The sequence below is a fragment of the Vibrio sp. L5-1 genome, assembly GCF_021728315.1.
GTDB lineage: Bacteria > Pseudomonadota > Gammaproteobacteria > Enterobacterales > Vibrionaceae > Vibrio > Vibrio splendidus_K.
This window is the reverse complement of record NZ_JAKKCQ010000001.1, coordinates 141,466-156,437: the sequence shown is the minus strand read 5'-3', so window position 1 is coordinate 156,437 and position 14,972 is coordinate 141,466. Positions and strand designations below refer to the sequence as shown.

The window sequence follows — 14,972 nt, the reverse complement described above, 5'->3', positions numbered from 1 at the left end:
CTGGGTTAAGATCACATTAAAAACCCCATAAAATATATAGTATTGCGCTGATTCTTTGAGGACAGTGATGAATACGAGTATAAAAAAACTAGTCAGCCAATTTCTATGCACCATATTTGCCCTAGGATTAGTCCCTGCCCTCTACATCAATTCTGAACTTGACAGAATTGATGCTCAGCATACTCTAAATATTAAGCAGTCTAGCCAAAACCAAATCGAATACAGCTTCCACGAACTGGCCGTTATTGTTGAGCAAATATCTAATTCTGTTCCTTCCATCGCAGACTCTCAAACGTTGCTTCGCGCAATTGAAGAACCATCAATTGTTCATAAACAAGCTCTGCAAGATCTGTGGGTGATGTTAGCTCGCGGACAACAATACTATTCTCAACTTCGCTACCTCGACCTAGAAGGTAACGAGGTTTACCGTATCAACTACAACAACAATAAAGCGACAATAGTTCCTGAGAATAAACTGCAGAACAAATCAGCTCGTAGCTACTTTAAAGATCTCCACCGACTGAAGATTGGAGACGTAAGCTCCAACGGTATCGATTTAGAGATTGAAAATGGTGAGGTTGTCCATCCTTTGATGCCAGCCCTAAGGATAATGACACCAGTAGCATCAGAAGATCGTATTATTGGTTACTTTATCGCTAACCTGAATATGCTCGAGGTCTACGACCGCCTTCTTTATCAAATCGGTACGTCATCCGCCGTCCCTGTTATTCTTAACAGGACCGGACATGTCATCATGGGCCCGGATATCGAAGAATCGTTTGGGCATCTTATTGAATCTCGTTCAGATAAAACCTACGCGAAGCTTTACCCTGAACTTTGGAAAGCCATTCAAGAAAATACCTCTTCTAGCTACTTTGATGGTAAAAACTGGTATTTCCACTCAGATATCAGCCCTAAAATAAAGCAATTTGAAGGACCAATTTATTTGGTTCTTCATGTTGAAAACCAACTGTTCAGCAGCCAGTACCTACAAGAAAAACAAGCTATATTCGTGCAGGTCATCACCTTATCTTTCCTAATTTCTATGATCTCTGCTGGTTTTGTTTTGTGGAACAGTAACCATAAAAAAAACAGCATCGATAGCCAACTGGCCAAAGCAGCAATGAACGGTATGTCTGCACTGGTCATTACCGACAGAAATAACCGAATCATTAAAGTTAACCAAGAATTTACTCGAGTCAGTGGCTACGAACTGGAAGAAGTAAAAGGTCGCCAACCATCGATGTTTGCCTCTGGGCGCTATAATCAGGAGTTCTACATCAAGATGTGGAGCGTAATCCAGAAGAAAGGCATGTGGGAGGGAGAAGTGATAAATCGTCGCAAAGACGGTTCATTGATTACCGAAATACTACGAATCCAAACCATCAAAGATTCGAAAGATGTGATTCAGTTTTACGTCGCTTCTTTTGTCGATATTAGTAAACACAAAGAACTCGAAAAAAAGCTCAGAAATCTAAGTGAAAAAGACGCACTAGCTGGTTGCTGGAATCGAAGAAAGTTTGACCTTGAACTTCGTGACGAGTGTTCTCGTGTTAATCGTTACCCTACTCGCGAGCAATCTTGCTTAGCTATCTTGGATATTGACTACTTCAAACGCATTAACGACAGATTTGGGCACGACTACGGTGATCGAGTCATTCAAACAGTCGCTCAAGTACTTCAGCGTGAATGCCGTGAAACAGATTTTGTTGCTCGCATTGGTGGCGAAGAGTTTGGTGTTATTCTGCCTCACACTACAACGGAAGGAGCTGAATACGTTCTAAACAGGCTGAGAATTGCTGTCAGCCTTGAACTCGATAACGTAGTCACTGTGAGTGGCGGCATTACTAACATCACCAATGATCCAGCGCTGAACTACAAGTGCGCTGATTTAGCGTTATACGAAGCTAAAGCAGCAGGAAGAAACAATGTATGCTTATTCCTAGACAAAGAAATGAGTGAAATAGCCTAACAATAGATAGTACAAGCACTCTTGTTAGGCTCTCGATCAACTTGGGGCCGGGTAAAACTCTAACTTGTTCCCTTCTACCACCAGAATACAATCCATCTTCGCAGCATGAGCGGCTTGTTTACCTAAGTTCGTATCTTCAAACACAACACACTGCTTTGGCTGTAATCCCATACCAAAACAAGCATCTAAGAAGGTATCTGGATTGGGTTTGTGATTATTAACATCTGTTGCTGTCACTAGGATATCGAGCTTGCTCAAGATATCTGTTTTGTCCAACAACTGTTCGGCACTTTTACGCTGGCTGCCCGTTCCAACCGCAATCTTTTTGCTACCTAAATGCTCTAACAACAGAGAATGAGTACAAGGGATAATGTCCCCTTTATCTTCAATAGCCGCAAACGACGCCATCTTAAACGTAGAAACTGCTTGTGGGTCGAGCGATAAACCGTACTTACTGTTCACTTCACTGGCGATCTTGTAACTCGGCATGCCACCTAAGCTGTGCAGCCAAGATGCCTCAAAATGAAAACCGAATTCATCAGCTGTTTGCTGCCACGCTTTTACATGTGCTGGCATTGTATCGATCAACGTACCATCCATGTCAAAGATTAACCCTTCATACGCCGTTAAATCTATTTTCATCACTACTACCACTCTTTGAGAAACTTACTGATACCATAACCAATATTCAGTATCATGACCCCATATTACCGTTCAAAATGGATGTTTATGTTACAAATATCTAACTCTGTTTCAATTCAAGACTGGGAAATCCAGTTAACTGCGATCAGAGCACAAGGAGCAGGCGGCCAAAACGTCAATAAAGTATCAAGTGCGATACATTTGCGTTTTGACATCAAGCACTCCACCCTGCCAGATTTCTATAAAGAGAAACTGCTAGCACACAAAGATAGCCGCATTACTAAAGATGGTGTGATTATCATTAAGGCGCAGCAGTATAGAACTCAAGAACAAAACCGTGATGATGCTTTGGTACGTTTGAAAGAACTGATCTTGGAAGCAACAAAAGTTCAAAAAGTAAGACGAGCAACTAAGCCGACGCGTGGCTCTCAGAAAAGACGTTTAGAAGGAAAGAAACAAAGAAGCACCACCAAGCAACTGCGTGGAAGAGTAGAATAATTGTTTCATGTCACCCATGAAACAACCGCTCTAACTCTATTTGCTTGAACAGAACTCTACTGCTGTTTTTTGACCGACAAAATCAGCTTGATTAACAACATGCGCTCTTCGCTGGTCAGTAAACGACTGACCGCCGCTACATCTTCCGCTGTCGCTTGTGATGCGCCAACAACATCCAGTACTACATCCAAATCGGTAACTTTCAACGTCCTAGTGAGCGAACGATACTGAGACATTTTGATATCAGCTTCACCACGCTCGATTCGTTGGTAGGTTTTTAAGCTCATTCCCGCACTTGAGGCTAATTTTTCCTGGGACAAATTGGCGAGCTTCCTGCGATCAATCAGCGCCATGATTATGGGTTCTTGTGACATAAGCTTATCCTCAATAGACAGTTATGACCTAATTTCAGCAAGAAGCAGACCATATTGACTCGCAACGGTTTACATACGCCATTAAAGGCATATTATTCGATTATTAAAAAACGTTACGTTTCATAAACTTTGACACTTAGATCGGTCGTGAGCGTACAGGCTACTAAACTTGAATATTCAAGTGTTGGGAAATAAGAAAAATTGCAAATTGCGAATAATGAAGACGTCAAATTGGAAATTGCGAATCGCTATACATTGGCATTTCCTTGCATAAAGCACGCATTAGAATCAGAAAATACCCGCAATCAAATTATCGCGGTACAGCATAGACTACTCACTTACAAAGAAGTGTTGTTGCACGGGAACATGTTGGAAGACAAGGAATTAAGACAGGCTTTTTCTGCGTTGAACCAAAATGAAAAAGATGTCGCGCAAGGCGGTATTAAAAGCATCAACGATGCAATAAAAGAGATGGACGAGATTCTGGAAAGGTACAGCCGTAAAGCAGTTGTAGAACTAAGCAACTAAGCAACTAAGCGAGTAAATAACTAAACAGCTAAACCTGCAGACATAAAAAAGTCGACGCTATCGTTAGATACAGCGTCGACTTGTTCACAACATTGAAGTTCTAACGTAACACGGTTTTTCTAAGACCCGCGAACAACATCAGCATACCTAGCAAACCAAATGAAACACTACCACCACTGCTACCAGAGCCAGTCGATGTACGTGCATTCACATAAGCTGTTCGCTTAGCATCAGTAGAAACAAACTTAGCGGTTTCAGTACCAGCAATAACACTGTCAATCCAAGCTTCATAGTCTTGGATTTCCGTAAATACAGACGTTACGGTTGAACTTCCACCACAAGTATCTGGTCCAAAGCTGGTAATACCAACTTGTCTGTAATCAGCACCATCTTTCCAATACACTGGGCCGCCTGAATCGCCTTGACACGTACCACCGTACAAACCAGAAGTAGCCCTGTCACCAACAAAGCAGATTTGATTATCAGTTAACGCTGAACCATCAATAAAGGCTGAAGCACAAGTAGCGTTGTCTACGTAATTCAAGTCAGCCTTCTGCAACAAAGTTGTCCCGTCAAAGCCTGATCGTGTATCACCATGCCCAACAGCAACAAAGTCATTAACACCAACACGGTAACTCTCATCGAAAGGACGCTTAACCACATCGTTAACTGAATCGATATTAAGTGCGCTTTCTAACTTAAGAATAGCAACATCATTGCGTAATAGATCACTCAACGCATTTGAATAATCACTGCGATAGTAAACTTCTGAGACTCGCGCTTTTTGAATGTTCCCATTAGGAAACTGAGAAGTATCTTCAATTTGAGGAACGACAACCGTAAATAACTGCCCTTCTTCATTGCCGTAAATACAATGTGCTGCCGTCAGAATATGCGTTGGATCTAAAATTGTTGCTCCACAGTAAGGGCCTGTAGAGTAAACACCGTCATAATCAATACGATCAATGAACAAGCTCGCCATCGAAGGAAACTCAGTGACCGAAGCATTGCTACCATTCACGATATAAGGTGTTACACCCGTATTAGGAGTACTTTCGACCGAGTTTTCCGTCGCCATAACACTTGATGTATAAATTAATGGCGCTAAAAGCCCTAAAACGGCTTTACGAACCGGACTCACTGCATAGTTCACATTCATAGTTAACTCCTTGTAACCGCTACGACTTATTTATAAAAATGATATGTGGACACCATAACACGGCGTAACCCTGAGTATAGTAAGTATTTGTAACGATATGGCCACATCTCTCATTTTATAAACGGATTTATCGACAACTTATCTCAGCCAATCATCCTTAGTTTTATACGTTGCGAAAAACAAAAAAGCCTACCGTTAACACCCTCAAATACAGAGAAGCAAACAATAGGCTTTGATTTAGCTTAGTGGTTTCTCTTAAAAGAGATTAGCCACGGTAGTAACGTTGAGGTACGAAAGGCATTTTTTCTACTGTCATTGGTAGCTTCTTGCCACGAACGTCAGCGAATACTTCAGTGCCAATTTCTGCTAGGTCTGTACGAACGTACGCCATAGAAACAGGCTTGCCAGCGTTAGGACCCGCAGTACCGCTCGTTACAACGCCAATCTTGTTGTCTTCAGCATCGAACAATTCAGCACCTTCACGTACTGGTGCTTTAGTTTGACCCACTAGACCGACACGTTTACGTTGAACATCTTTCGTTGCGATTTGCTCAAGGATGATATCAGCGCCTGGGAAACCGCCTGCACGCTCACCGTCAGCACGACGAACTTTTTGAATACCCCATAGAAGGCTAGCTTCTACTGGTGTTGTCGTTGTGTCTAGGTCGTGACCGTATAAACATAGACCACACTCAAGACGAAGTGAGTCACGAGCACCAAGGCCAATCCACTCTACTTCTGCTTCTGATGTTAGTTTACGAGCAAGTGCTTCAGCGTGATCGTTCGGTACTGAGATTTCGTAGCCGTCTTCACCGGTATAACCACTGCGGCTTACGATGCACTCTACGCCGTCGATATCGACTTTTTGAACGTCCATGAACAGCATGTCAGCAACGCTTGGTTGGAAACGAGCAAGAACTTCAGACGCTTTAGGGCCTTGAAGTGCTAATAGAGCACGATCATCAATCACTTCCATTTCTACGTCAGCTGGAAGGTGCGCAGTTAGATGGTCGATATCTTGTGTCTTACAAGCCGCGTTCACAACAACAAACAGGTGATCGCCTAGGTTAGCAACCATCAGATCATCCATAATGCCGCCCTGCTCATTAGTAAAGAACGCATAGCGCTGCTTACCAGAAGGAAGGTCAATAATATCTACAGGAACCAAAGATTCTAAGACAGCAGCTGCGTTCGCACCATGAAGACGAAGTTGCCCCATGTGAGAAACATCAAAAAGACCGGCAGCATCACGAGTGTGTAAGTGCTCTTTCTTTACACCTAGTGGGTACTGAACTGGCATATCGTAGCCAGCGAAAGGAACCATTTTTGCACCCTCTTCAACGTGAAGTGCATGCAATGGTGTTGTTAGTAGGTCTTGATTAGCGTGTTCTTGAGTCATTTTCTTCTCCATGAAGCGTTGCAGGCTTTCCAAATCGAGTCTGCCGCTTATATCTCTATTTAGAGTCGCTTCTAACGATAAGTTTCATCATTAGTCACCTCAGCGTATTCGCGTCAGTAACCTTGGCGTCTTAACCTTAGAAACAGTAGATAGTAAAAAGTGATGTCTTTTATATAGGCTTACATCGTTAGCTTGATAAATCAGGTTAGCTGTACAAAAGCTCTACAAGTCACTTTCTAAGAATTCACTTCAGTAAACTTCAATCAACATGAGTAAACCGTGTTCACTATAATAAACAAGCCTGAGTCAGTTTTACACCCTTAACAATAGTCAAACAGCTCAAAATGTGACATTTAACAATTTAAAAACAATTATTCGATACATACAAAAACGCGATATTGATGATTATCACACCAATATCGCGTCTAATGCCTAACGTTCGAAACAAAAGCAAACGTTTGCATCCACTATAAGAAATTCTAAGATTGTTAATTTATTTTGCAGTCACCCACAAAATGAGCGCGTCTTCTGCACTGGTCGAGATAAGCATATGACCCATATTGGCATCGTAATACATGCTATCACCTTCACTCATCGGTACGGGTTCGTAAAATTCTGAGTAGAACATCACATCGCCAGAGATGATCATTAAGAACTCTTCCCCGTCGTGGCGAACCCAATCGTTATACTCTTCAAAAGTACGCGCTCTCACGCGGCTCTTAAACGGCATCATCTTCTTATTAGAAAGCTCTGTGGCAAGCAGTTCATGCTCATAAGTCGGTGTTGGGTGTGGTTTACCTTGGCCAGCCTTGGTTAAGTCACGACGTCCTGTTGCAACTTTTTTTCTTGGCGGTTCAAAGAGTTGAGGCATATCAATTTGCAAACCCATCGCCAGTTTTTGCATGGCCTGAAAGGTTGGCGAGATTTGTTCGTTCTCAATTTTGCTGAGCGTAGAACGCGCTAAACCTGTTCTTTGACTTGCTTCTTCTAGCGTAATCCCAAGCTTGCCGCGGATATCTTTAATGCGCTGGCCAAGCCTAAGTGGTTCAATATTCTGGTCTAACGTTTCCTTCGCCAACGTTAAAGATGGGTACTCATCATAAATGTCTTCTGACATAGGTCCCTCATTAATTTCTTGCTTCCTGTCTATTAATTTCATTGTTGCATGAAGCGCTTTGTTGATGAAAGAGCACACAGAGAAATAAAGCGTGCTCCCCGTAGCAAAACAAGAAAAGTTGTTTCCTATTGGAAATTTTTGTTGAAAATTGATTTTATCGGAGCTATGTTATCGACTTGTTAGATGAAGAGATGCTACTTCAGCTTGCAGCAAATGATAGATTTAACATTTGTAAGAGCTGTTTTTTACCCGAACTTTTGGGAAACAATTCGTGCTGCATTGACCCTACAACGATCGCTTAGACGCTGTAAGAGTATATTTATAACGCAATTCACGTTTATCTATACCTATATAGCGCAAACGATACCGATGCAGAAATCAACTTAAGACCTAATGGACTATAAAAACAATCACCATTAGCTTAATGAAAGGTCTCGACAATGAACGCTTACCAAAACCATAGCTTAGACAGTTTTTTCACTACGAACTTATCTGGTACTGACGACGCAGTATTTGCTGGAATCCAAGCAGAGAACACTCGTCAAAACGAACAAATCGAACTTATTGCTTCTGAGAACATCGTTTCTAAAGCAGTAATGCAAGCTCAAGGCACTTGCCTAACCAACAAATACGCTGAAGGCTACCCAGGCCGTCGCTACTACGGTGGTTGTGAGCACGTAGATACCGTTGAAGCTATCGCGATTGAACGAGCTAAGCAGCTGTTCAAATGTGAATACGTAAACGTACAGCCTCACTCTGGCGCTCAAGCAAACGGCGCAGTTAAACTTGCCCTACTTCAACCTGGCGACACGATCCTAGGTATGTCCCTTGACGCTGGTGGCCACCTTACACACGGTGCGCGCCCTGCAATGTCTGGTAAGTGGTTCAACGCAGTTCAATATGGCGTAGACCGCGATACTCTAGAAATCGATTACGAAGCAGTTCGTGCTTTAGCTATCGAAAGCCAACCTAAAATGATTATTGCTGGTGGTAGTGCTATCCCACGCGTTATTGATTTCGCTAAGTTCCGCGAAATTGCTGACGAAGTTGGCGCTATCCTAATGGTCGATATGGCACACATCGCGGGTCTTATCGCGACAGGTGCTCACCCGAGCCCACTACCACACGCACACGTTGTAACCACAACAACGCACAAAACACTTCGCGGCCCACGCGGCGGCATGATTCTGACTAACCACGAAGACATCAACAAAAAGATTAACTCTGCAGTGTTCCCAGGCCTACAAGGCGGCCCACTAATGCACGTTATCGCAGCGAAAGCAGTCGCGTTTGGCGAAGCTCTTGGCCCAGAATTTAATACTTATATTGATTCAGTGATCGATAACGCAAAAGTTCTCGCTGAAGTGTTGCAAACTCGCGGTTGTGACATTGTGACAGGCGGAACAGACACGCACCTAATGCTGGTTGACCTTCGCCCTAAAGGCTTGAAAGGTAACGTAACAGAAGAAGCGTTAGAGCGTGCTGGGATCACATGTAACAAAAATGGCATACCATTCGATACAGAGAAGCCTATGATTACTTCTGGTATCCGTTTAGGCACGCCAGCTGGAACCACTCGTGGTTTTGGCACTGAAGAATTCAAACTTATCGGTGAATGGATCGGCGATGTACTTGATGGCCTAGTTGAAAGCCCTGAAGGCAACGCTGAAGTTGAGCAACGTGTTCGCAAGCAAGTTAAAGAGCTTTGCAAGCGCTTCCCTCTTTACCGTTAAACCGTTTTTAAGATTTAAATTAAAACCTCATAAATTTTTGGAGAATAAGCAATGGACAATACACTAAAGTTTGCAGACAGCCACGAGTGGGTAAAAGACAACGGTGACGGTACTGTAACTATCGGTATTTCTGAGCACGCTCAAGAGCTACTAGGTGACGTTGTGTTTGTTGACCTGCCTGACACTGGAGACGAAATTGAAGCTGGCGAAAGCTTTTCTCTCGTTGAGTCAGTGAAAGCCGCTTCTGATATCTACGCACCAATCTCTGGCGAAATCGTAGAAATCAACGAAGAATTAGAAGATAGCCCAGAGTTAATTAACGAAGAATCTTATGAAGGTGGTTGGATTGTTAAAGTGAAGATGTCTGATGCGTCTGAACTAAACAACCTTAAAGATGCGGAAGAATACCTAAGCTCTGTAGAAGAAGACTAATAGGTAACCTCATTACGATAAAGCTGCTCTTGTGAGCAGCTTAATTTTAGGGGCTAGCTCACGGCTCCAGAGAGAAAGTAGAACATATCATGACTGAATTACTTCAAAGCCAATTACTGAAAGACTTGGGTACTCAAAACGAGTTTGTTGCTCGTCATAACGGCCCTAATAAAGCAGACCAGCAAAAAATGCTTGAAGCGATCAACGCGACTAGCTTAGACGCACTGATCGACGAAACGGTTCCTGCACAAATCCGTCTTGAAAAACCAATGACACTTGCCGCGCCACTGAGCGAAATGGACATGCTGACCTCTCTTAAAGAGATCGCTAACCTAAACCAAGTGAAACGTACTTTCATTGGCCAAGGCTACTACAACACATTCACTCCAAACGTTATTCTACGTAACGTTTTAGAGAACCCAGGCTGGTACACAGCTTACACACCATACCAACCAGAGATTTCTCAAGGTCGTCTTGAAGCTCTACTCAATTACCAACAAATGGTAATGGACCTAACCGGTATGGAAATCGCAAACGCATCCCTTCTTGATGAAGCGACAGCGGCTGGCGAAGCGATGACACTGTGTAAACGTGCTGGTAAAAGCAAGAGCAAAGTATTCTTCGTTGCTGACGATGTTCACCCTCAAACACTAGAAGTTGTTAAAACTCGTGCTGAGTACATCGGTTTTGAAGTAATGGTTGGCGCTCTTGAAACACTGCCAGAGCAAGACGTATTTGGTGCGCTTCTTCAATACCCTAGTACAACGGGTGAAGTTCGAGACCTAACAGACATCATTGCTAAAGCTCAAGCAAACAAAACACTTGTAACGGTTGCTACTGATCTACTTGCTTCTGCTCTACTTAAGCCTGCTGGTGAAATGGGCGCAGACGTAGTAATCGGCAGCGCGCAACGTTTCGGCGTTCCTATGGGTTACGGCGGTCCACACGCTGCATTCATGGGTACTCGTGAAAAGCATAAGCGTACAATGCCAGGTCGTGTAATCGGTGTATCTATCGATACTCACGGTAACCAAGCGCTACGTATGGCAATGCAAACTCGTGAGCAACACATCCGCCGCGAGAAAGCGACATCAAACATCTGTACAGCTCAAGCACTTCTAGCAAACATGGCGTCTTTCTACGCGGTTTACCACGGTGCAGAAGGCCTACGTACTATTGCTCGTCGTACACACCACATGACAGCTATCCTAGCGGCTGGCCTGACTAAAGCGGGTTACGAGCTAACGAACAACAGCTTCTTTGATACTATTACGCTGAACACAGAAGACAAGACAGATGCACTGTACGCGAAAGCGCAAGCAGCAGACATCAACCTTCGTCGACTTGTTGGTAAAATCGGTATCAGCTTAGATGAAACAACAACGATCGACGACGTGAACGCACTGTTCGCAATCTTCGACGTGAAAGAAGACATTCAAGCACTATCTTCTGACATTGCATCAAACGAGTTTGCAGCAATTCCAGAAAACTGCCGTCGTGAATCAGAGTTCCTAACTCACCCAGTATTCAATACGCACCACAGCGAAACGCAAATGATGCGTTACTTAAAACAGCTTGAGAACAAAGACTTCTCACTAACGCACGGCATGATCCCACTGGGTAGCTGTACGATGAAGCTGAACGCTGCTGCTGAGATGATCCCAGTAACATGGCCTGAGTTTGGTTCAATTCACCCATTCGCACCTCTAGAGCAAGCGGCTGGTTACACGGCACTAGCAAAAGATCTTAAAGAGAAGCTATGTGAAATCACTGGTTACGACGATTTCTCACTACAGCCTAACTCTGGTGCATCTGGTGAATACGCAGGTCTAATCGCGATTCAACGTTACCACGCAAGCCGCGGTGAAGCTCACCGTAACGTTTGTCTGATTCCAAGCTCTGCGCACGGTACTAACCCTGCAACAGCATCAATGGTTTCTATGAAGGTAGTGGTTGTTAAGTGTGATGAAGATGGCAACATCGACATGACAGACCTAGCAGCGAAAATCGAGAAGCACAAAGAAAACCTATCAAGCATCATGATCACTTACCCTTCTACGCACGGCGTATACGAAGAGCAAGTGAAAGAAGTGTGTGAACAAGTACACGCAGCGGGCGGTCAGGTTTACCTAGACGGCGCGAACATGAACGCTCAAGTAGGCTTAACTTCACCTGGCTTCATCGGTTCAGACGTATCTCACTTGAACCTGCACAAAACATTCTGTATCCCACACGGTGGTGGCGGTCCGGGTATGGGTCCTATCGGCGTTAAATCGCACCTAGCACCTTTCCTACCAGGTCACATCGAGAACGGTGTACAAGGTTCAGATTACGCGGTATCAGCTGCAGATCTAGGTAGTGCTTCAATCCTACCTATCTCTTGGGCTTACATCGCAATGATGGGCGAACCTGGCTTAACGGACGCAACGAAAGTAGCGATTCTGAACGCGAACTACGTGATGGAAAAACTACGTCCTCACTACCCTGTTCTTTACCGTGGCACTAACGGCCGCGTAGCGCACGAATGTATTATCGATATTCGTCCACTTAAAGAAGACACAGGCATCAGCGAAGAAGATATTGCTAAGCGTCTAATGGACTTCGGTTTCCACGCGCCTACTATGTCTTTCCCAGTAGCTGGCACATTAATGGTAGAACCAACTGAATCAGAAGATTTAGAAGAGCTAGACCGTTTCTGTGAAGCGATGATCGCAATCCGTCACGAAATGGCAGCAGTGAAAGCCGGTGAATGGCCACTAGACAACAACCCTCTAGTGAACGCACCACACACACAAGTTGACATTTCAGGCGCAGAATGGGATCGCCCTTACTCTCGCGAACTTGCTTGCTTCCCATCAAAAGCAACGAAGAACTCGAAGTACTGGCCAACTGTTAACCGTGTAGACAACGTATACGGCGACCGTAACCTAATCTGTTCTTGCCCAAGCATCGACAACTACGAAGACTAATTCGTAGCGGCGCTAAGCAGCGAAACATAACAAAAGGCGAACCAAACGGTTCGCCTTTTTTGTTGTCCGAAATTCGAGGTAAACAAATGCATTGACCTTACCGTAAGGGAAAGGTTTAAGGTGAAATGAATCCAACGATGAATGAGGAAAGGATTATGGGATGTTGTAACAAAGCGCCAAAAGGTGGAGCCCCTCTTGGCTTACTTCTAAAGGTCACGCTTGGGATTGGGCTTTTGGTGTTTCTGGTGGCGTTGTGGCAATAAATTTGAGTTGAGCCCTTAAGGGACGCTTTCGACAGTGCCTTAGAGACAACCAAAAACAGAACTAGTATGTAATATTTGTGTGCCCTATCTTTAATCGGCTCTGCAAAATATAACCATGTTTTATTCTTCAACCCCAATTAAACAATGCTCTCCATGTTGAGGAAGAGAGTGAATTCCACCAATTCGCTTTAAGTCGCATGCGGATAATGAGGGTTCAACCTGCGAATAACAGCACTGCATACACAGAATTTCAGGCTGCGCACAGATAGAAGAAATGATTACCTGATCACTTGTCGTGCATGGTGAAAAGGGTTTTTGTTCCCATGCAAAAGAACCAGTGCAAAAAAAAGCAACCTGTGCCGGTTTGCCGCATTTCTCGCAAAACCCACGTAGTTTTCGAAAGGTCTCTTTCAGAACGATTAAATCTTCTTTTCTTTCCCCTTGTTTATTATCGTGAAGGGCAAACTCTTCAAATTCACGCAATGGAGTCGAAAGGTATTGATAGAGACCTTTTCTTTTGTATTCAAAGTCGGGGTAGAAGACAACCAATCGCGCTTGTGACGTAGTGAATGACTTTCGATATTCCAATAATAAATGTTCTCGACATAAGGCCTGTCTTTGATATCCATACCATGAAAACCACAGAAATTTTTTAGGCACTTTGACACAAAAATCAGTAACACTTTTTTCTCGGCACTTAAGACAAGTCATAGACACATCCTCCAATTATTCCCGTAGGGTCGCTTTTACACAATCAAACAGAATAGGAGAACTATACTGTTTAAGTACAGACCTAAGTATCATAAAGAGTTAAACCCACCGGGTCATTAAAGATTTTAATTATGGCAATAGGTTAAGGCCACTCACAGAAAACCTGTTAATGCGGCGGACACACTAGATGTCATCTAACGAATAGACACCGCAGTCGCGCAAAGTCATCAGAGCCACGACGTATGCGAATCGTCGATAAGTATGCAGAATGTAGAGCAGCAGTCAAACCCATCAACATAAGTTTAGCGGTTGTTTGACAACCAGGGGAACCCATGTAGCCGTGTTAAGTAGTGAGCAACACAGGCTACAGAACTAAACCCATTGCGCCGTAAACACTAAACTTAAAAATGCCGAGCGTTGCGAATCCCTCTTAAACGCTTTGTATGGCTTTGGTAGGTGCCTTTCGGGTCATGCCCCCACCTTGCAAAAATATAAAAAGGCATAATTAAAAAAACCATAAAAACACCCGAAGTTAAACAACTTAGAAAAATCTCTGGCATAAGCTCAATGACTTTGTTTATGTTCTCTTCTGGTAGTTTCCCTTTAGCTCCCAGTATCGCAATAACCAAGCTAGCAGGTCTATAACCCACCCATACTAAAAACCAAGAACATGCCGATACAGGTAAAAGGAATAATAATGGTTTTAAATGCCGATGAGGTAAGACGAAGAACAATAATGAGATCGCAAATATGACCGTTAAAAATGCTGTCCAAGAATGGATTCTCATATCTTGAAACCAGAAATGTTCTTTGATGTACATTAAGAGAACCAGCGCACCTAGTATGCTTACGAACAAAAACTTTCCGGCTTCTTTCGTGGTTTCAAACCGAACCAATATATACGCAACAACACACCAGAATATGCTAATACAAACAATGACATCTACTTCTAAGGAGAAGAATCTCGGAGTCGAACTATTGGTCAATATTAAAACACCGATAATTACTCCTAGTAGTAAACACACTATTGCGAATCTCACTAAAAGCCAAACCAATTTTATCATGAGTACCTCGTTCCATGAGATGGCTAACAGTTCTTAGACCGAAAAAATTCTGCATTTAAATCCAGAATCTTTCTATCTATTCTCTATGCCATCAATTGTACTAGCCTTTGT

At 43.4% G+C, this 14,972-nt stretch carries 13 protein-coding genes; 6 read left to right on the top strand and 7 right to left on the bottom strand.

The features are described from left to right. Window positions 1-67 precede the first annotated feature (67 nt). Window positions 68-1,972: a diguanylate cyclase gene (locus L3V35_RS00575; RefSeq protein WP_146455669.1), complete on the top strand. Its 1,905-nt coding sequence runs from the start codon at window positions 68-70 to the stop codon at window positions 1,970-1,972. A 36-nt stretch (window positions 1,973-2,008) separates the two neighbouring features. On the opposite strand, the gene L3V35_RS00570 is transcribed toward L3V35_RS00575, so the two are convergent. Continuing rightward, a complete protein-coding gene (locus tag L3V35_RS00570) occupies window positions 2,009-2,614 on the bottom strand; it encodes a beta-phosphoglucomutase family hydrolase (RefSeq protein ID WP_237298910.1) in 606 nt (201 codons plus the stop codon). An 87-nt stretch (window positions 2,615-2,701) separates the two neighbouring features. On the opposite strand from L3V35_RS00570, the gene arfB reads away from it, so the two are divergent. Further along, window positions 2,702-3,112 (top strand): alternative ribosome rescue aminoacyl-tRNA hydrolase ArfB, encoded by a 411-nt coding sequence (arfB, locus tag L3V35_RS00565; protein WP_146455665.1) that lies wholly within the window; start codon window positions 2,702-2,704, stop codon window positions 3,110-3,112. A 56-nt stretch (window positions 3,113-3,168) separates the two neighbouring features. Here the strand turns inward: arfB and L3V35_RS00560 are convergent, their stop codons facing one another. Further along, window positions 3,169-3,486 (bottom strand): helix-turn-helix transcriptional regulator, encoded by a 318-nt coding sequence (locus L3V35_RS00560; RefSeq protein WP_004730913.1) that lies wholly within the window; start codon window positions 3,484-3,486, stop codon window positions 3,169-3,171. A 201-nt stretch (window positions 3,487-3,687) separates the two neighbouring features. On the opposite strand from L3V35_RS00560, the gene L3V35_RS00555 reads away from it, so the two are divergent. Then, window positions 3,688-4,014: a hypothetical protein gene (locus L3V35_RS00555; protein WP_065206070.1), complete on the top strand. Its 327-nt coding sequence runs from the start codon at window positions 3,688-3,690 to the stop codon at window positions 4,012-4,014. Window positions 4,015-4,114: 100 nt separating this feature from the next. On the opposite strand, the gene L3V35_RS00550 is transcribed toward L3V35_RS00555, so the two are convergent. From L3V35_RS00550 to L3V35_RS00540, 3 genes are all read right to left on the bottom strand, one after another. Beyond that, window positions 4,115-5,173, bottom strand: a complete 1,059-nt coding sequence (locus tag L3V35_RS00550) for a trypsin-like serine protease (RefSeq protein WP_237298099.1) — start codon at window positions 5,171-5,173, stop codon at window positions 4,115-4,117. Window positions 5,174-5,438: 265 nt separating this feature from the next. After that, window positions 5,439-6,572, bottom strand: coding sequence for a glycine cleavage system aminomethyltransferase GcvT (gene gcvT, locus L3V35_RS00545; protein WP_237298098.1), 1,134 nt, complete (start codon window positions 6,570-6,572; stop codon window positions 5,439-5,441). A gap of 493 nt (window positions 6,573-7,065) precedes the next feature. Beyond that, window positions 7,066-7,689, bottom strand: a complete 624-nt coding sequence (locus L3V35_RS00540; RefSeq protein WP_017105927.1) for an XRE family transcriptional regulator — start codon at window positions 7,687-7,689, stop codon at window positions 7,066-7,068. Window positions 7,690-8,129: 440 nt separating this feature from the next. Between L3V35_RS00540 and L3V35_RS00535 the strand changes: the two genes are divergently transcribed. The 3 genes from L3V35_RS00535 to gcvP all read left to right on the top strand — a co-directional run bounded on the left by L3V35_RS00535 (window position 8,130) and on the right by gcvP (window position 12,823). Further along, the gene (locus L3V35_RS00535) at window positions 8,130-9,422 is read left to right on the top strand and encodes a serine hydroxymethyltransferase (RefSeq protein WP_017082299.1); all 1,293 of its coding nucleotides are present in this window, start codon (window positions 8,130-8,132) and stop codon (window positions 9,420-9,422) included. Between the two features lie 51 nt (window positions 9,423-9,473). Beyond that, on the top strand, window positions 9,474-9,854 hold the full coding sequence (gene gcvH, locus L3V35_RS00530) for a glycine cleavage system protein GcvH (protein ID WP_017074376.1): 381 nt from the start codon (window positions 9,474-9,476) through the stop codon (window positions 9,852-9,854). 89 nt (window positions 9,855-9,943) lie between these two features. Further along, window positions 9,944-12,823, top strand: a complete 2,880-nt coding sequence (gene gcvP / locus L3V35_RS00525; RefSeq protein WP_237298097.1) for an aminomethyl-transferring glycine dehydrogenase — start codon at window positions 9,944-9,946, stop codon at window positions 12,821-12,823. Window positions 12,824-13,206: 383 nt separating this feature from the next. Here gcvP and L3V35_RS00520 read toward each other — a convergent pair whose 3' ends face one another. Both L3V35_RS00520 and L3V35_RS00515 read right to left on the bottom strand, forming a co-directional pair. Further along, entirely contained in the window at window positions 13,207-13,797 is a 591-nt protein-coding gene (locus L3V35_RS00520; protein WP_054546923.1) for a hypothetical protein, read from the bottom strand. A 401-nt stretch (window positions 13,798-14,198) separates the two neighbouring features. After that, the gene (locus L3V35_RS00515) at window positions 14,199-14,861 is read right to left on the bottom strand and encodes a hypothetical protein (RefSeq protein WP_054546924.1); all 663 of its coding nucleotides are present in this window, start codon (window positions 14,859-14,861) and stop codon (window positions 14,199-14,201) included. Window positions 14,862-14,972: the final 111 nt, after the last annotated feature.

Coding starts and splice junctions, on each gene's coding strand:
- L3V35_RS00515 (WP_054546924.1), bottom strand. CDS start 14,861: ATGATAAAATTGGTTTGGCTTTTAGTGAGATTCGCAATAGTGTGTTTA.
- L3V35_RS00560 (WP_004730913.1), bottom strand. CDS start 3,486: ATGTCACAAGAACCCATAATCATGGCGCTGATTGATCGCAGGAAGCTC.
- L3V35_RS00520 (WP_054546923.1), bottom strand. CDS start 13,797: ATGACTTGTCTTAAGTGCCGAGAAAAAAGTGTTACTGATTTTTGTGTC.
- gcvP (WP_237298097.1), top strand. CDS start 9,944: ATGACTGAATTACTTCAAAGCCAATTACTGAAAGACTTGGGTACTCAA.
- L3V35_RS00550 (WP_237298099.1), bottom strand. CDS start 5,173: ATGAATGTGAACTATGCAGTGAGTCCGGTTCGTAAAGCCGTTTTAGGG.
- gcvT (WP_237298098.1), bottom strand. CDS start 6,572: ATGACTCAAGAACACGCTAATCAAGACCTACTAACAACACCATTGCAT.
- L3V35_RS00570 (WP_237298910.1), bottom strand. CDS start 2,614: ATGAAAATAGATTTAACGGCGTATGAAGGGTTAATCTTTGACATGGAT.
- arfB (WP_146455665.1), top strand. CDS start 2,702: ATGTTACAAATATCTAACTCTGTTTCAATTCAAGACTGGGAAATCCAG.
- gcvH (WP_017074376.1), top strand. CDS start 9,474: ATGGACAATACACTAAAGTTTGCAGACAGCCACGAGTGGGTAAAAGAC.
- L3V35_RS00575 (WP_146455669.1), top strand. CDS start 68: ATGAATACGAGTATAAAAAAACTAGTCAGCCAATTTCTATGCACCATA.
- L3V35_RS00535 (WP_017082299.1), top strand. CDS start 8,130: ATGAACGCTTACCAAAACCATAGCTTAGACAGTTTTTTCACTACGAAC.
- L3V35_RS00540 (WP_017105927.1), bottom strand. CDS start 7,689: ATGTCAGAAGACATTTATGATGAGTACCCATCTTTAACGTTGGCGAAG.